At 68.4% G+C, this 18,127-nt stretch carries 10 protein-coding genes; 4 read left to right on the forward strand and 6 right to left on the reverse strand.

Annotated features, from left to right (window positions below):
* The 6 genes from BBH68_RS22540 to eccCa all read right to left on the reverse strand — a co-directional run.
* Positions 1 to 3,642: DUF6531 domain-containing protein (locus BBH68_RS22540; protein WP_065965362.1), on the reverse strand; the 3,642-nt coding region annotated here is incomplete at its 3' end.
* A complete protein-coding gene (locus BBH68_RS22545; RefSeq protein ID WP_079151146.1) occupies positions 3,639 to 4,130 on the reverse strand; it encodes a hypothetical protein in 492 nt (163 codons plus the stop codon). The genes BBH68_RS22540 and BBH68_RS22545, both read right to left, overlap by 4 nt.
* Positions 4,131 to 4,371: 241 nt before the next feature.
* The gene (locus BBH68_RS41540; protein WP_141713044.1) at positions 4,372 to 5,013 is read right to left on the reverse strand and encodes a hypothetical protein; all 642 of its coding nucleotides are present in this window, start codon (positions 5,011 to 5,013) and stop codon (positions 4,372 to 4,374) included.
* A 21-nt stretch (positions 5,014 to 5,034) separates the two neighbouring features.
* Positions 5,035 to 7,335 (reverse strand): hypothetical protein, encoded by a 2,301-nt coding sequence (locus tag BBH68_RS22550; RefSeq protein WP_065965288.1) that lies wholly within the window; start codon positions 7,333 to 7,335, stop codon positions 5,035 to 5,037.
* A gap of 18 nt (positions 7,336 to 7,353) precedes the next feature.
* Positions 7,354 to 7,626 carry a hypothetical protein gene (locus BBH68_RS44310; RefSeq protein WP_342673148.1) on the reverse strand — a complete coding sequence of 91 codons (273 nt, stop codon included), beginning with the start codon at positions 7,624 to 7,626 and terminating at the stop codon, positions 7,354 to 7,356.
* A gap of 353 nt (positions 7,627 to 7,979) precedes the next feature.
* Complete coding sequence (eccCa, locus tag BBH68_RS22560) at positions 7,980 to 11,936, reverse strand: type VII secretion protein EccCa (protein ID WP_065965290.1); 3,957 nt, start codon at positions 11,934 to 11,936, stop codon at positions 7,980 to 7,982.
* Between the two features lie 174 nt (positions 11,937 to 12,110).
* Between eccCa and eccD the strand changes: the two genes are divergently transcribed.
* The 4 genes from eccD to BBH68_RS22580 all read left to right on the forward strand — a co-directional run bounded on the left by eccD (position 12,111) and on the right by BBH68_RS22580 (position 18,078).
* On the forward strand, positions 12,111 to 13,580 hold the full coding sequence (gene eccD, locus BBH68_RS22565) for a type VII secretion integral membrane protein EccD (RefSeq protein ID WP_065965291.1): 1,470 nt from the start codon (positions 12,111 to 12,113) through the stop codon (positions 13,578 to 13,580).
* Between the two features lie 214 nt (positions 13,581 to 13,794).
* Positions 13,795 to 14,082: a 30S ribosomal protein S15 gene (rpsO, locus tag BBH68_RS22570; protein ID WP_030414166.1), complete on the forward strand. Its 288-nt coding sequence runs from the start codon at positions 13,795 to 13,797 to the stop codon at positions 14,080 to 14,082.
* A gap of 376 nt (positions 14,083 to 14,458) precedes the next feature.
* Entirely contained in the window at positions 14,459 to 16,702 is a 2,244-nt protein-coding gene (locus BBH68_RS22575) for a polyribonucleotide nucleotidyltransferase (protein WP_065965292.1), read from the forward strand.
* Positions 16,699 to 18,078 carry a M16 family metallopeptidase gene (locus BBH68_RS22580; protein ID WP_065965293.1) on the forward strand — a complete coding sequence of 460 codons (1,380 nt, stop codon included), beginning with the start codon at positions 16,699 to 16,701 and terminating at the stop codon, positions 18,076 to 18,078. Before BBH68_RS22575 ends, BBH68_RS22580 begins: the two co-directional genes overlap by 4 nt.
* The last annotated feature ends 49 nt before the right edge of the window (positions 18,079 to 18,127 follow it).

Raw genomic sequence — 18,127 nt, forward strand, 5'->3', positions numbered from 1 at the left:
TCGGCCAGGCCCGTCCCAGGCGAAGGTGAGGGCGGTCCCGTCGGGGCCGGTCTTGGATGTGCGGCGGCCCAGGGGGTCGTAGGCGTAAGTCCACTCCTCGCCGTGGGGGGTGGTGGCTCTGGTGAGGCGGTCTTCCGCGTTCCAGGTGTAGGTCCAGGTGCGGGTCTGGCCGTTGAGGAGTTTGCGGGTCCTGCGGATCAGGCGGCCCGCGGCGTCGTGTTCGTAGGTCGTGCGGCCCGCGTGGCGGATGAGGGTGCCCCGGTAGGCGCGGCCGCCCTCCGCCGGGTGGCCGGGGGCGGTGGCGTGGGTCTGGTTGCCGGCCGTGTCGTAGGCGTACTTCTCCGTCCAGCCGTGCGCCCGGACGCCCGTCACCCGGCCCACGCGGTCCAGCGCGAATTCGCGCTTCCCGGCGGTCAGTTCACGGATCTCGGTGACGTAGCCGTCGGGACGGTAGGTGTACGTGCGGTGTTGCAGCAGGTCCACGGACGAACTGGAAATAGTCTGGGCCGCCAGACGGCCCGCTGTGTCCCACGCTTGCGAGAGGGTGATCTCTCCCGTGCTGCGCCGGGTCTCGCGGCCTGCGGCGTCGTGGGTGAAGGCGAGGGTGTGGCCGGCCGTGGTGAGCGTGGCGGGCCGGCCGGCCGCGTCGTAGCTCCAGATGGAGGTCAGACCCGAGGGTGTCGTGCGGCGGATGCGATTGCCTGCCGCGTCGTACGCGTACGTCGTCACCCGGCCGCCCGACACCTCCGATATGACGCGGCCCGCCCCGTCACGCTCCCAGCTCAGCTCTGCCCCGGCGTTCGCCGCGTGGCGCAGGTTGCCGCGCGCGTCGTAGGCGTAGGTCGTCACCTCGCCGGTGGCCCGGTCGTGCTGGGCGGTCACACGGCCGACCGAGTCGAGGGTGTAGCGCAGGGTTTCGCCCAGCGGATTGGTACGCGCGGTCAGGCGGCCCGCCGCGTCGCGCTGGTAGGTGTGGGTGGCGCCGTTGAAGTCGGTTTCCGCGATCAGGCGACCCGCCGCGTCGTACTCGTACACCCACCGGTCGCCCTGGGGGTTGGTGACCTGGGTCAGACGCAGCTCGGTGTCATGTTCAAAGGTGTAGGTGACACCGTCGGGGTCGGTGCGGATGGCGGGCAGGTCGAAATGGGTGTGGGTGTAGGTGGTGGTGTTCCCGGCCGCATCCGTGTGCCGGGCCAGATTGCCCTCGGTGTCCCACTGCCACACCTCACGGGCCCCGTCCGGACTCTCACGCCACGCGGGCCTGCCCTCGATCGTCCAGCCATGACGGGTCGTGCGCCCCAGGGGATCGGTGACGGCCGTGATCCGGCCGTGCGGACCCCGCCGGATCCGGGTGGTGTGGCCCAGCGGATCGGTCACCGCCACTGGCAGCCCCGCCGCATCCGTGACCACCTGGGTGGTGCGGCCCAGCGGGTCGGTGATGGAGCACAGGTGACCCGAGCTGTCGTAGGTGTAGTGGGTGGTGGCGCCGCTGGGGTCGGTGGTGGACGTGCGCGCCCCACGCGCATCGTAGGTGTGGCGCCATATTGCGCCGTCCGGCTCCCGGACCTCCAGCGGCAGGCCCTGGTCGTCGTAGACGGCCTCGGTGACGGTGCCGTCAGGCTGTTCGACGGCTGCCAGCCGGCCCTGCTCGTTGTAGCTGTAGCGCGTGGTGTGGCCGAGAGGGTCGGTCACAGCAATGGGGTGGCGGTTGGTCTCGTCCCACTCGGTCCGGGTGGTGTTCCCCAGCGGATCTGTCTGCGCGATGACCTTGTACGCCTCATTGCAGACGTAGGTCGTGGTGTGGCCCTGCGAGTCGGTGTAGCGGGTGGTGCGGGCCTCGCTGTCGTAGTGCAGACGGCCCGAGAGGACGCCGTCCGGACCGATCCCGCGCAGCACCCGACCCCGATGATCGTAGATGTAGGCGTAGGTGGTGCCGTTGCGGTCCGTCCACGAGGTGATCCGGTGCTGATCGTCGTACTGGTACCGCAGCGGCAGACCAGTGGAGTTGACGACCTCTGTCAGGTCGCCCGCTTCGTCGTAGCCGAAAGAGATCAGGGTCGTGCTGCGCTCGTGGCCGTCGCCGTGCAGCAGGCGCAGGCCCGTGATCCGCAGCCGGGTCGGGTCGGTGTCGATGGCGATGCGGTAGCCACCGGAGTGAGTGACCTCTGTCGGTGCGCCCTGTGCGTTGTACGTGATGTCGATGCGGTCGCCCTCACCGGAGCGGTCGGTGATCGCTGTCAGCGCCAGTTCCCGGCCGCCCAGCGGCAGGGGGGCGAAGTGCAGGGTGCGGTTGTGCTCGGGGACGGTGATGGTGAACGCCCCGTCGGGCTTGCCGTCCCAGCGCAGTGGCCAGCGCGGACCGTTCGTGGGCAGCACGGGCACATCGCGCTCGGGCACCGGGTAGGTCAGGAGCATGCCGTCGTCGGTGATGTAGACGACGCCGGCGTCGTCGATCTCCAGGCGCTGGTCGAGCGTGCCGGCCCAGGTGCGGCCGAACCAGCCCCCGCACGGATGCCCCGACACATAATGCCGCTCCAGCACCAGCGGCAGCGCGCCGGGCAGGCTGACATCGGTGGCGGACATCACCATCTCACCGGTCGCCACATCAATCGGCTCACCGGTCGTGCACTTGTCCCCGCCGGGCGTACAGCTCCGCTTCGGGTCACCGTCCACCCGCCGGCGCGCACTCCCGTCCCGCCGCAGCCCCCGCTCACGGCTCAGCAGACGCTGCGCGGCATTCTTGGCCGCCGAACCACCACGGCGCACGGCACCCGAGCCACCGGTGGCCAGGGCCAGAAGCAACTCCGGAGTGAGCTGCCCGGCGGCGCGGGCGGGGTTGCGCTGCCACTCCTCCCAGTTCGTGACCGCCTTCGCGAACTCCTTCGGATGAGCGACGGCATAGGCGATACCGTCCTGGGCCCCCGCCAAGTGCAGGCCCAGGCCCTGGGGGCCGTCCTTGACGAGGTCGTCGAAGCCCTCGTACCAGTCGTACAGGGTGTCGCCCGCGCCGCCGACGAAGTCTCCGAACCCCTTCTTGACCTTGTCCCAGCCCTTGGGAGCCGGCGGCTTGTCCGGCGCCTTCTCCGCCGCCTTGGCGAGTTTCTTCTTCGCCGCGTCGACGACGGGCCGCAGCTCGCTCTCCAGCTTGTCCAGCCGCCGGTAACAGCCCTCCAGCGCCGCGATCCCCGGATCGTCCTCGGGCGGACGCTCGGGCAGTGGATCGTCGCCGCGGTCCTCCGCGACGATGTAGTCGTTGTAGTCCTTCCAGTACTTCTTGGAGGCCGCCCGCGCCGCCTCCGCGTCCGCGATGATCGGCTCGACCCGCTTCTGGACGGAACGCAGCTTGTCCGCGTACGAGTCCAGGGCACTCGCGGCGGCGGTGAAGTACGTCTTCGCGGACTCCAGCTCCCGGGGAAGCTTCTCCGTCGCCCTCTCGAACCCCTCCGACCCGGCCCCGGTCCAGTCCATCAACATCAGGGCGTCAAGCTGGTCACGCCCGTCCTTGAACGCCCCCGCGTAGGCGCGCAGCTTGACGGCCAGGTCATCGATATCGGACGGATTGCCGTAGATCACCTCAGAGGGCTTCGCGCCTGGCGGTATCCGCTCCTGGGAACCACCCTCCATCGCATCACGCTGGGTCATGCGATCGTCCCCTTCGAGCCCCCGTCGACCTCCCAGCCGCCGTCATAACGCTTACGGGGATTGGTCGGCACGTCATGGGCGCCACCGGACCCGTCATCGTCGAGCCAGGGCTCCTGATAGATCTCCGGTGGCGGGTCGAACTTCGGCCGGGACCCGTTCTGCCACGCCCTCAGCCCGTGCTCTCCAAACGGCAGCTTGGCGATGTTGTCCGCGGTCGGCGCGAAATCCTTGATCCGCAACAAATCCGCCAACACGTAGGCGGCGATCACTTCCCGTAGCGTCTCCACCACCGCGTCCGTGTGCTCTGCCACCCGCCCCATCCCGAACCCCCAGGACGAGAGCATCTTCTCTGCCGCGTCATAGACATCGAAGTCAGCCGAATTCTGGATGTGATCGGCCAGGTTCTTCCAGTCGCCTTTGATCTTGCGTGCGGCGACGACTGACTCCTCCAACGGAGTCAAAACCCTGCGTACCGAGGCAATCTCAATCTTGTAGCCGTCGCCCGGCTTCGGACCGTCCGAAGACGTTCCCCCATGGCCCGTCACTTTGCAACCCCCGTGTTCGCGGTCCCACGTGCCTCCGCGCTCAGCAGGGAGGGACTCTCGCCTGGCTGATTGATCAACAACCCTACAGCCTCAGCCCTACCGCCTCAGGTGGTAGGCCTGCGCGGGCATGCTGACGGCCACCATGCGGGTCTTTGATCTGCTGGCGACGCGATGGTGGGTGGGCTCAGGGAACCGCTGGCTTGTCCCAGTGGATCGTGACAGGGCCATCTGGCAATTGGTCCGCGCCGGGGCACTTGAACCAGTCCTGGGTCAGATCGCGCACCGCCTGGGCGGTGAACTCTGTGAGAGCACGCAGCCCTCTGGTCGACCTATTCAGCTTCTGGCCGGCTTCGACTTCGCGATCCACGACGGTGGCGTTTGCGCCTATTAGCAGCCACTTTGTGACAGTTCTAGGGGTATTGATGCATGAGACGTATAGGTTAATGGCCCCTTCTGCGGTTAGGGATCCGTGCGCCTTGCCTAAGGAGACGGGAATGCCTTTGGGCTGATAATTGCGCTTATGGCCCAGAGCGTCCTGATATCCGACGTAAATCGCACTATCATCTACCTTGACTTCGCAAGTTCCCAGGGATGACCAGCCGCCAAAGGTGTCGGCGTCCTCCGTGTATTTCGATCCCTTGGTGGGCAGGAGGGGTGCCGCCTTTTCGCTGGAAATGCGGTTATGGCAGATCCGTTGAGGGATATTGGCGACCTGGGTATCCGACCTCAGCTCGTGTGTTGCCCACCATATCCCGGCGCCGAGTACCAGGGTCGAGGTGGCGACGATCCCTTTGCGTCGAGTCGTGAGTAGTGGTTTCAGCCTCATGTGCGAGAGGCACCTGCTTCCTTATGAAGCCTCGACGGCGTTGGCCTGGTATGCTGCATCATATGCCCTCTGCGCGGCGTTTTTGACGCTTTGGGTCTTGTCCATGCCCGCTTCGGCTACGGCATCATAAAAAGCTTGCTTTGCCCTTTGGGCCCTCTTGACGCGTTCGGTTGTCAGATATGCATCTCGGTTTTCTTGAACCTGTTTCGCTGCAGCGTCCGGGTCCGCTGCTTTGTGGTCGAGGACAGCCTCTCGTACGTCCTCGACCACCCATCCGGCGACATCGCCGGCCACGGGAATATTGTCGATGGTGCCAATCCCCAGATCCACCAATCGCCCCAGCCATCCGTCTCCAGCTTCCAGTGAATCGTTGTATTCTTTGGCCTTCTGTACGCTGTTGTCAGCAGCTGCTATTGCATCGGCCCGGCCCTCGGCCGTGTTTCCTTCGACCCTTGCGCCGGGAACCACGGCAAGCTCGGCCAGATCCCCGACATCTACCTTGTCCCCGCGATGAGTTATTGCATTGCGGAGTGTTTCGCTGGTCACTGCTTCCTGAGCTTGTGTGATGGTTGCGTATGCATTGGGGTCTGCTGTGGTCGTCTTCAGGAACAGATCTAGAGCATGTTTGTCCTCCGGCCTTGAGAGATTCGGTTCAGCGCCGGTGTCTCTGATGTAGCCACTTTCGTCCCCACCTGCGTAAACTCGCTGGATATCGTGCATGTACTCTGCGGACATATTGCCAAGGCTGCCCGCAATCGGCGCGAGTTCGCCGTCGCCCTTGAAGAGATCGGGGTTCGCAGCCACTTTTTTCACCACTGAGCCGAAGACGTCGGCTTGCTCCTCCGTGTGAGGCTTGGAGGGTGCGTCGCTGTCGTACGGACGCCCGGACGTTGCGGACTCGAGGGCGTGTCCGAGTGCTTCCTTGCCGAAATTCTCGGTGTCGGAGACTTTGATGCCTGCGGCGCCGTATGCCCACTCACGTGCGCCGTTTCCGTCCTTGTCACCGAGGAAGTAGTCGAGGTTGCTGATCTTCTTGAGTCCGTCGTGCTCGCCCTCACCTGTAGAGCCGTTGAAGAACGCTGTCGATGCTTCAGGACTGTGCGAGAGACCTTCCAAGAGGCCGGTCACGGGATCCCAACCGGGACCGCCGTCCTTGTCGAGGTTGAGGCCGAACCTGTCCATTCCGAGGCCCGAGTACGAGTTGTGCGGCTCCGGCCAGGCCCACGGCTGCTTGCGCTCGAAGGTGACCATGTCCTCTGCGATGGGAGTGAGGAACGACTTGTCGTAGTTACCATGCCGTAAAAGCGTTCCGAGAACTTGATAGCCTCGAATTTCGACCCGGGCGTTGTTCTTTTCGAATGTGAGAGGCGCACGGCCCACCCGCTTGAGTTCGGTTTGCCACGCCTTCCCGAGATAATCCCTGTCCTCCCGGAACGCGGTACTGGGGTCGTCCTTCCCGGTGGGAGGCCGGGTCGCCGTGGCGAGTGCCTCGCCCATGCTCGTCTGGATGCTGTGGGCGAGCTTCAACTGCGTCTTGTCGCCCTCCGCTGAGGCGTCGAGGGCGATCTGTGCCTGGAAGCGCAGGGCGTCCTTCGGACCCAGAGCCTTATAGAAATCGACAGTGAACTCGCGGTCCTTGGAGTTGTACGCCAAAAGCTGCCTGAGTTCGGTGAGTTCCGTGATGCTGAGCTCACCACCATCCCGATACTTCGCAAGACTCTTCCTGGCGAGTTGGACTGCCCGCTCGGACTGGACGTCGTCCAGGGAGTCGTACTTCGCATGACCGAAGTTGTGGCTGTCGTTACCGTGGATCTTCTTCAGGGCTCGTGATGCCGAGTTGTCGATCTCATCGGCCTGAGCAATGAGATTGTTGATTCGGCTTTCCAGGCGGTCCTTGTAGTCGAGTTGCTCCTGCGTCTGCGTGTCATTGCTGTCGCGCTGATGCAGATAGACGCATGACACCGTGCCGTCAGGGAGGCCCGTGACCTGAATGTGCTGCTTCTTGGCTTCCACATCCACGGCCTCCTTCAGAGCCGACTGGACCGCCACCAGATCCGCATGGGCGTCGCGGAGCATGGCCCAGATGGCTTTGGCCTCGGTGTGGGCGTCGCTGAATTCTTTGGCGGTCTTGCGTACGAAGGGTCTGGTGACATCGGCGTTGACGCCGGCCCAGCGGGCGGCCTCGGATTGCTTCACCATGCCATCCCTGGCGTCCGTGGCCAGGGTTTCGAGTTGGTCGACCATCTCCTTCCAGTCGTCGGCTGCCGAGCCGAGGCTGGTTAAGGAGACCTGGTACAGGTCGTCGAAAGTCAGGCGCCCCATCTCCGGTCCCTGCCCTTCCTACTCGTAGTACTTGGAGATCTCGGAGACCGGCATGGCGGCTCCGTCCCGGCGTGCCATGTCGGCGGCGATCTTCGCGTCCGTATGCGCCTGTGACTTCTTCGAGTAGTCGAGGTGGTTGGAGATATGGGCACAGGCCTGGAGGAGCGTCTTGAGCTGGTCGTTCCAGATCATGGTCATGGTGGTGAGAGCACCGCCCAAGGTGAAGTGGTGCATGGCCAGCACGCTCGCTGCCTTGGCCGTCGAGCCGTCGTCCTTGGCCCCCCGGGTCATGTCTCCGGCCTTCTTCAAGCGGTCATGGAGTAAGAACGCCTCGTGGCCGACCCGTCCGAGATCGTCTCGGTACACGATGAGGTCGCCGGACGCAGTGGCGGGTGATGTCTTGCCGGCTTCATTGAGACGCATGCGCGTTGTCGCTTCGGCCCGAAGTCCCTTCCACTCTTGTTCAAAAGACACGCTTCTCTCCCCAGGCATGCGTGTTGTAAATCAAAGTCGTAAGTAACCAGCAGCATACGGTAGTTGACTGAGAGTGGAGGAAGTCGAAGGAGCGTGTCGCCGACCAAAGAGACCTCTGCCCCGGGCCGCCCGGCCCGGGGCAGAGGTCTGGGGGGGTCGGAGAGGCCGGCCTACTGGTCCGGCAGCCAGCCCAGCTGTACCAGCGGCGTCCCCCGCTTGCGGGAGACGAAGAAGCCGCGGCCCGGGGGCATGGGGCGGGGGCGGACGCCGCCGAGGAGGTCGCCTTCTGTGGGGTCGCCGGAGAGCATGACGCCTTGGGCGCCGAGTTCCTTGATGCGCTGCATGAAGGACTCGAACATCGAGCGGGAGGCGCCGGCGGAGTTGCGGGCGATGATGAAGCGCATGCCGACGTCGCGGGCGAAGGGGAGGTTGTCGGTGAGGACGGCCATGGGGTTGCCGCTGCTGGTGGAGACGAGTTCGTAGTCGTCGATGATGACGAAGAACTGGGGGCCGCTCCACCAACTGCGGTCGCGCAGCTGCTGGGGGGTGATGTCCGGCTTGGGGGCGCGGCGTTCCATGAGGCCGTTGAGGGCGGTGGTGTGGACCTGGAGGGCCGAGGCGATCGGCGCGTACTCCAGGAGGTGGGTGTCCGGGATGACGTCGAGCAGCGAGCGGCGGTAGTCGCCGACCACGATCTTCGCCTCGTCCGGGCCGTACCGTTCGGTGATCTGCTTGGCGATGAGCCGCAGCAGGGAGGTCTTGCCGGATTCGCTCTCGCCGAAGATGAGGAAGAAGGGGTCGGACTCGAAGTCGACGAAGACCGGTTCGAGGTTGGTCTCGTCGATGCCGATCGCGATGCCCTGCTGGGGGAATTCGAAGCCCTTGGGCAGGTCCTCGGCGCGCAGCCGGCGGGGGAGGAGCCGGACGCGGGGGGCGTGGGGGCCGTTCCAGTTGGTGCGCACCGCGCGGATCAGCTCGCCGGTGGCGTCGGTCATCTCGTCGGGGTCGCTGCCCGAGTCGATGCGCGGCTGGGCGCCCATGAAGTGCAGCTTCTCGGGGAGCTGGCCGCGGCCGGGGACGCCGACGGGCACGTTCGCGGCGACCTTGCGGTCGAACTCGGAGTCCATGGTGTCGCCGAGGCGCATCTCGAGGCGGTTGAGGAGCTGGTCCTTCAGGGAGGCGCGGACCTCCATGTTGCGGGAGGCCGTGACCACGACGTGGATGCCGTAGCCGAGGCCGCGGCTCGCGATGTCGGCCACGACCCCCTCCAGCATGTCGTACTCCTGCCGGAAGTTGGCCCAGCCGTCGATGATCAGGAAGACGTCGCCCCAGCCCTGGTCCGCGTGCTCGCCGCGGGACCGCTGACGCCGGTAGGTGGCGATCGAGTCGATGTTCTTGGCGCGGAAGTACTCCTCGCGCCGGGCCAGGATGCCGGCCACCTCGGCGATGGTGCGCCGCACCCGCTCGGGGTCGAGACGGGAGGCGATGCCGCCGACGTGCGGCAGGTCGGCGACGGCGCTCATGCCGCCGCCGCCGAAGTCCAGGCCGTAGAACTGGACCTCGGCCGGGGTGTGGGTGAGCGCGAAGGCCGAGATGAGGGTGCGCATCAGCGTGGACTTGCCGGACTGCGGGCCGCCGACGACCAGCATGTGGCCCGCGGCGCCCGAGAAGTCGCGGTAGAGCACGTCACGCCGCTGCTCGAAGGGCTTGTCGATGAGGCCGAGCGGGACGACGAGGTTGCCCAGGCGCGGGTATTCGGGCGCGGTGAGGCCGCGGCCCTCGACCGGGGACAGCGGCGGCAGCAGCTGGTCCAGCGAGGGGGCCTCGTCCAGCGGCGGCAGCCAGACCTGGTGGGCCGGGGCGCCCTGGCCCTCGAGGCGGCGGACGATGACGTCCAGGACCGTGTCGGCGAGCGCGTCGTCCTCCTGGCGGGCCGGGGTGGTCAGCGCGGCCGGGTCCGGGGTGGTGTACGTCACCGGGACGGGCGCGGCGGTGAAGAGCACCGGCCGGCGCTCGATGGGCAGCGAGGTGCCGTCGAAGTCGGCGGGGGCCGCGCCGGTGCGGTACACGCCCGACACGTAGGCCGCCTTGAAGCGGGTCATCTCGTCCGTGCCGAACTTCAGGTAGCCGGAGCCGGGGACGGACGGGAGGTGGTACGCGTCCGGCACGCCCAGAGCCGTACGGGACTCGGCGGCGGAGAAGGTCCGCAGACCGATCCGGTACGAGAGGTACGTCTCCAGGCCGCGCAGCCGGCCCTCCTCCAGCCGCTGCGAGGCCAGCAGCAGGTGCACGCCCAGGGAGCGGCCGATGCGGCCGATCTGGATGAACATGTCGATGAAGTCGGGCTTTGCCGTCAGCAGCTCGCTGAACTCGTCGATCACCAGGACGAGGGAGGCCACGGGCTCCAGCGGGGCGCCGGCCGCCCGCGCCTTCTCGTAGTCGTGGATGTTGGCGTAGTTGCCGGCCGCGCGCAGCAGCTCCTGACGGCGCTGCAGCTCACCGGTGATCGAGTCGCGCATGCGGTCGACCAGCGTGAGGTCGTCCGCGAGGTTGGTGATGACCGCCGCCACATGCGGCAACTGCGACATCCCCGCGAAGGTCGCGCCACCCTTGAAGTCCGCCAGGACGAAGTTCAGCGTCTCGGAGGAGTGGGTGACCGCGAGCCCCAGCACCAGGGTGCGCAGCAGCTCGGACTTGCCCGAGCCGGTGGCGCCGACGCACAGACCGTGCGGGCCCATGCCGTCCTGCGCCGCCTCCTTGAGGTCCAGCATCACCGGCGAGCCGTCCTCGCCGACCCCGATCGGCACCCGCAGCCGCTCGGCCAGCGACCGCGGCCGCCAGGTCCGCGAGACGTCCACCGAGGCCGCGTCGCCGAGCCCGAGCAGGTCGGTGAAGTCCAGGTTGGCCAGCAGCGGTTCGTCGTCGTCGCCCCCGCCCATGCGCAGCGGCGCCAGCTGCCGGGCGAGCGCGTCCGCGGCCTCGAGCGACAGCACGTCCGGGACCCCGTCGTACGCCGCGACCTGCGACAGCAGCTCCAGCTTGCCCGGCCGTACGATCACCGAGAGGCCGCCGCGCAGCTCGTCGAGGTCGCCCGGCACCACCTCGATGACGGTGACGCCCTGCAGGCCCTCCTGCGCCGCGAACGCCGACTCCGGCGGCACCATCCCGCCGTCCAGTACGACCACCACATGCGGCTGGTCGAGCAGCGGCTGGGCGTCCTTGCTGAACCGGGACCGGCCCTCCAGCCGACCCTTGAGCAGTTCCTCCAGCTCCGCGAGGGAGTCGCTGAACAGCCGCCGCGCGCCCGCCCCGTCGATCGCGCCGGGCACCTGCAGATGCGGCAGCCACTTCGTCCAGTCCCAGTAGGGCGTCGCGCTGCGCGGCGCGACCACCGCGATGACCAGGTCCTCGGGCGAGTGGAGGGTGACCAGCTGGGCGACGAGCGCGCGCGCCGCGCCCCGTACCGAATCCGGCTCCCCGGAGATCGTCACGTGGTAGAAGGCGCGCAGCGACACGGCCATCGGCATGTGGTCCAGCGACCCCTGGGTCGCCAGGAACTTCTGCATCGCGCCCGCCGTCAGCGGCTCCAGCTCGTCGACCGCGGCCGTGTCGGGGGCGATCAGCGGGGTGGACAGCTGCTGGGAGCCGAGCCCGATCCGGATCTGCCCGAAGTCGTTGTCACTCGCCCTCCGTTCCCACACCCGGCTGCCCTCGGCCACGATCGACCACAGCTGGTCGGGGGAGGGGTGCAGATAGAACTGCGCGTCGCGCTGGGCCCGCGCCGTGCGCCGTACCGTGCGCCGGGTCTGTGCCAGGTACTTGAGGTAGTCGCGGCGCATGTCGGCCATCTGGCCCTGTGAGCCCTGCCGGTGCCGGATGAACATCGCCACGGTCATGCCGAGCGTGGAGAACATCATCATCACGCCCATGATCTTCATCATGGGCGCGGCGCCGGGCATGAAGAAGTAGACCATCGAGGAGGCCATGCCCAGCGTCGGCAGCAGCTGCATCAGGACGCCCTCTTGCTGGCCTCGCGGCAGCTCAGGGGGCGCTTCGAGGCGGAGTTCCTCGCTCGGCACCTCGGGCGGGAGAGCCCGCGGTTGGCGCTTGACGACGACCTGGCTCACCGGTTCCCTCAACCCCTCGTCGCAGATGAACAGTTCCTCTCCGGCACCCCCGTGGCGACGGACTCCCTCTGCGAGACGGCGATCCTACCGACGTATGAGCTGTCAGGCCCCGGTAGGGTGGCCGCCGCACGCCTGGTACCGGCGCCGCAGCGAAGCGAACAGGGGGCCTTAAAGGTGAGTACGTCCGCCACGACCGGCTTCTGCAGGGTGACCGTGGTCGCACCTGACAGTCGGATCGATGTGGCTCTTCCGGAGGACATCGCGGTCGCCGACGTCTACCCCGAGATCCTCCGTCTGACCGGCCAGACCCAGCCCGTGGGCGCCCCGACCGGTTACCACCTCGTACGCCGCGACGGCACCGTCCTGGACGGCGCGCTGACGCTGGCCGCCCAGCAGGTGCTCGACGGCGAACTGCTGTCCCTGCGCCCCTTCGCGGAGTCGCTGCCGCCCGCCGTCTACGACGACGTGTCGGACGCGATCGCCTCGGCCGTCACCCGCGACCGGACCCTGTGGAGCGACCGGTTCCTGCGCGCGTTCGGGCTGTTCGGCGGCTCGCTGCTGCTGATCCTCATGGGCTTCGTGCTCTGGTTCGCCGACCCCCTCAAGCACGACATGCACGGTCTGCCGGGCATCATCGCCGCCGCCGTCACGGTGCTGCTGACGGCCCTGTCGGGGGTGCGGGCACGGGTCTACGAGGACCGCGCCTCCGCGATCGCGCTGGGCCTGGCCGCCCTCCCGCACGCCATGATCGCGGGCTCGGGGCTGCTCGCCCTCGACCGGGGCGAGGGCGTCGGCCGACTCCAGTTCCTGCTCGGCTGCGTGGCCGTCCTCGTCGTCTCGGTCGCCCTGGTGGTCGCCATGCCGACCGGCGACGCCCCGTTCGTCGCCGCGGTTTTCGCCTCCACGGTCGGCACCCTCGCCACCTTCTGCGCGATCCTCACCGAGGTCAGCCCCACCGAGACCGCCGCGGTCTGCGCCGCCGTCGCGATCGGCGCCGTCGCGTTCCTGCCGGGCCTGTCGGCGCGCGTCGCCCGGCTGCCCATCGGCTACGCCGCGCCGCGCTCGGCGGCCGAGGACGACGACCTCGACCCCGGGTCCGGGCCCGCCCCGGAGCCCGTGGACGCCGACCGCATCGCCGCCCAGGCCCGCCGCGGCCACGAGATGCTGCTCGGCCTGGTCGGCGGCTGCTCCGCCGTCGTCGTGGGCGCCGCGGCCGTGCTCGGCTTCTCCGACAACGTCTGGGGCCAGGTGCTCGCCCTGACCTCCGGCCTCGCGATGCTGCTGCGCGCCCGGCTCTTCCGCTACACCGCCCAGGTCGCCTCCGTCTTGGCCGCGGGCCTGATCGCGCTGGGCCTGCTCGTCCTCGGGCTGTCCCTGAACCCGCCCGGCGACGCCATGTTCAAGCTGCTGGTCCAGCACGACAGCGGCCCGCTGGACGTCCGTACGATCTGGCTGGCCGCCTCGGTCACGGCGGGAGCCGCGCTGATCACCGGCATCGCGCTGATCATTCCCAAGAAGGGGCTGTCCCCGTTCTGGGGCCGTTTCTCCGACCTGGCCGAGAGCGCGCTGCTGCTCTCCCTGGTCCCCCTGACCCTGGCCGTGCTGGACGTCTACAGCTCCGCGCGCAGCCTGACCAGCGGATGACGCGCCCATCGACCGGCGCGGCCTGACCAGTCGGTCAGGAGGGTGGCCGACGGCTGGTACGCTGTGTGACGGCCGTTTGTGTACGCGCCCCCGGAGTGTCGTACGAGCACTCTGGAGACAGCGCCCAGCGGACCCCGCCTCCCGAGTCATGGAAGCTCCCCTGAGACACAGACCAGGGGCACTCGGTGGCCGAAGAACCCTGAAGGAGTACCGCGTGTCGCTCGACGCCGCTACGAAGAAGCAGATCATGGCCGAGTTCGCCACCAAGGAGGGCGACACCGGTTCCCCCGAGGTCCAGGTCGCGCTGCTCTCGCGTCGCATCTCGGACCTGACCGAGCACCTCAAGACCCACAAGCACGACCACCACTCCCGCCGTGGTCTGCTGCTCCTGGTCGGCCAGCGCCGCCGGCTGCTGCAGTACCTGGCGAAGAAGGACATCACGCGCTTCCGTGCGCTCGTCGAGCGCCTGGGCATCCGCCGCGGTGCGGCGGGCGCCAAGTAAGACGCCGTGGTAGGGAGCGGTTCCCGGGACAGGGGGCCGCTCCCTTTGCCGTACGTGCCGCCGAACCCGCGCGGCGCGGTACGCCACCGGGACCGACCGCGGCCCGCGCGCCGTCCCCACCGGAATCCACAGCCGTCGTGAGGACGGGCGAAGCTTTGTAGTCTGGTCCCAACAACGTCATAACGAACGAGGAGGAGCGCCTCATTCCCGTGGCGCCGGCGCCCTGAGAGCCGGTCCTCGGTAGTGGCTCCCGGAACTGGCAATTCCGGTGGCTTCGATCGAAGACCGGCCCGGCCGCCGGCTCAACGCCAGGGGCGCTGCTCCACCACCGTCCCCCGTCACACGGACGAGGGACGCAGAAGAGGAGATTTTCCTGGTGGAGAACGAGACCCACTACGCCGAGGCCGTCATCGACAACGGCGCCTTCGGCACCCGCACCATCCGCTTCGAGACGGGCCGCCTGGCCCGTCAGGCCGCCGGCTCCGCCGTGGCCTACCTGGACGACGACACCATGGTGCTGTCGGCCACCACCGCATCCAAGAACCCCAAGGACCAGCTGGACTTCTTCCCGCTGACCGTCGACGTCGAAGAGCGGATGTACGCCGCCGGGCGCATCCCCGGCTCGTTCTTCCGCCGTGAGGGCCGCCCCTCCGAGGACGCGATCCTCACCTGCCGGCTGATCGACCGCCCGCTGCGCCCGTCCTTCAAGAAGGGCCTGCGCAACGAGATCCAGATCGTCGAGACGATCATGGCGCTCAACCCCGACCACCTCTACGACGTGGTCGCGATCAACGCCGCCTCCTGCTCCACGCAGCTGGCCGGCCTGCCCTTCTCCGGGCCGATCGGCGGCACCCGGGTCGCCCTGATCAAGGGCCAGTGGGTGGCCTTCCCGACCCACTCCGAGCTGGAGGACGCCGTCTTCGACATGGTCGTGGCCGGCCGTGTCCTCGAGGACGGCGACGTCGCGATCATGATGGTCGAGGCCGAGGCCACCGAGAAGACCATCCAGCTGGTCAAGGACGGCGTCGAGGCGCCGACCGAGGAGGTCGTGGCCGCGGGCCTCGAGGCCGCGAAGCCCTTCATCAAGGTGCTCTGCAAGGCCCAGTCGGACCTGGCCGCCAAGGCCGCCAAGCCCACGGCCGAGTTCCCGATCTTCCTCGACTACCAGGACGACGTCCTGGAGGCGCTCACCGCCGCCGTCCGCGACGAGCTCGCCCAGGCGCTGACCATCGCGGGCAAGCAGGAGCGCGAGGCCGAGCTGGACCGCGTCAAGGGCCTGGCCGCCGAGAAGCTGCTGCCGCAGTTCGAGGGGCGCGAGAAGGAGATCTCCGCCGCGTACCGGTCGCTGACCAAGGCCCTGGTGCGCGAGCGCGTCATCAAGGAGAAGAAGCGCATCGACGGCCGCGGCGTCACGGACATCCGTACGCTGGCCGCCGAGGTCGAGGCGATCCCGCGGGTCCACGGCTCGGCGCTGTTCGAGCGCGGCGAGACCCAGATCCTGGGCGTCACCACGCTGAACATGCTCCGCATGGAGCAGCAGCTGGACACGCTGTCGCCCGAGACCCGCAAGCGCTACATGCACAACTACAACTTCCCGCCGTACTCCACCGGTGAGACCGGCCGCGTCGGCTCCCCGAAGCGCCGCGAGATCGGCCACGGCGCGCTGGCCGAGCGGGCGCTGCTCCCGGTGCTGCCGTCCCGCGAGGAGTTCCCGTACGCCATCCGCCAGGTCTCCGAGGCGCTCGGCTCCAACGGTTCGACCTCCATGGGGTCGGTCTGCGCCTCGACCATGTCGCTGCTGAACGCCGGTGTGCCGCTGAAGGCCCCGGTCGCCGGCATCGCCATGGGCCTGATCTCCCAGGAGATCGACGGCGAGACCCACTACGTCACCCTCACCGACATCCTCGGTGCGGAGGACGCCTTCGGCGACATGGACTTCAAGGTCGCCGGCACCAAGGAGTTCGTGACCGCCCTGCAGCTGGACACCAAGCTGGACGGCATCCCGGCGTCCGTGCTGGCCGCGGCCCTCAAGCAGGCCCGCGACGCCCGGCTGCACATCCTCGACGTGATGATGGAGGCCATCGACCGGCCGGACGAGATGTCGCCGAACGCGCCGCGGATCATCACGGTCAAGATCCCGGTGGACAAGATCGGTGAGGTCATCGGCCCCAAGGGCAAGATGATCAACCAGATCCAGGAGGACACCGGCGCCGAGATCACCATCGAGGACGACGGCACCATCTACATCGGTGCCGCCGATGGTCCGGCCGCCGAGGCCGCCCGCGCCACCATCAACGGCATCGCCAACCCGACGATGCCCGAGGTCGGCGAGCGCTACCTGGGCACGGTGGTGAAGACCACCACCTTCGGTGCCTTCGTCTCCCTGCTCCCGGGCAAGGACGGCCTGCTGCACATCTCGCAGATCCGCAAGCTCGCCGGCGGCAAGCGCGTGGAGAACGTGGAGGACGTGCTCAAGGTCGGCGCCAAGGTCCAGGTCGAGATCGCCGAGATCGACCAGCGCGGCAAGCTCTCGCTCATCCCCGTCATCGAGGGCGAGGAGGGCGCGGACGCGGCGAAGGACGACGCCAAGGACGAGTCGAAGGACGAAGCTGCCCAGTGACGTCCCGTGCTCACGCGGCGACGGCCCGCCCCTCCTCGGAGGGGCGGGCCGTCGCCCGTACCCAAACGCTTCTCGAGGGTGAGAACGGAATCGGGACGGTCCGCAGGACCACGCTCCCCGGGGGCCTGCGCGTCGTCACCGAAACGCTGCCGTCGGTGCGCTCGGCCACCTTCGGCATCTGGGCCCACGTCGGCTCCCGCGACGAGACCCCGGCGCTCAACGGCGCCACCCACTACCTGGAGCACCTGCTCTTCAAGGGCACCCGGCGGCGCAGCGCGCTCGACATCTCCTCCGCCATCGACGCGGTCGGCGGCGAGATGAACGCCTTCACCGCGAAGGAGTACACCTGCTACTACGCGCGGGTGCTCGACACCGATCTGCCGCTGGCCATCGACGTCGTCTGCGACATGCTGACCGGCTCGCTGATCGACGCCGCGGACGTGGAGGCCGAGCGCGGCGTCGTCCTGGAAGAGATCGCGATGACCGAGGACGACCCGGGTGACTGTGTGCACGACCTGTTCGCGCACACCATGCTCGGCGACACCCCCCTCGGCCGCCCGGTCCTCGGCACCGTCGACACCGTCAACGGCCTCGGCCGCGACCAGATCGCCCGCTTCTACAAGAAGCACTACGACCCCACCCACCTGGTGGTCGCCGCCGCGGGCAATGTGGACCACGCCGCGGTCGTCCGGCAGGTGCGCAAGGCGTTCGACAAGGCGGGCGCGCTGTCCCGTACGGACGCGGTGCCCGTCGCCCCGCGCGACGGCTCCCGCACCATCCGCGCGGCCGGGCGCGTCGAGGTGCAGGGGCGCAAGACCGAGCAGGCCCATGTCGTCCTCGGCATGCCCGGGATCGCGCGCACCGACGACCGGCGCTGGGCGCTCGGCGTCCTCAACACGGCGCTCGGCGGCGGCATGAGCTCCCGCCTGTTCCAGGAGGTCCGCGAGAAGCGCGGGCTCGCCTACAGCGTCTACTCCTACACCTCGTCCTTCGCCGACTGCGGTCTGTTCGGGGTGTACGCGGGCTGCCGCCCGAGCCAGGCGGCGGACGTCCTGAAGATCTGCCGCGACGAACTGGTCCACGTCGCCGAGCACGGGCTCACCGACGAGGAGCTGCGGCGCGCGGTGGGCCAGCTGAGGGGCTCCACGGTGCTGGGCCTGGAGGACACCGGCGCGCTGATGAACCGCATCGGCAAGAGCGAGCTGTGCTGGGGCGACCAGATGTCGGTGGACGACATGCTCGCCCGCATGGCCGCCGTCACCCCGGACGAGGTGCGCGAGGTGGCCCGCGATGTACTGGGACAGCGTCCTTCGCTGTCCGTCATCGGACCGCTGAAGGACAAGCAGGCGGCGCGCCTGCGGGAGGCAGTCGCCTAGCCGGGCCCGCCGACCGGCCGGGCCCGCCGCACACCAGCGGACGACACGA

The sequence above is a fragment of the Streptomyces sparsogenes genome (genome assembly GCF_001704635.1).
In the GTDB taxonomy this organism is placed as follows: domain Bacteria; phylum Actinomycetota; class Actinomycetes; order Streptomycetales; family Streptomycetaceae; genus Streptomyces; species Streptomyces sparsogenes.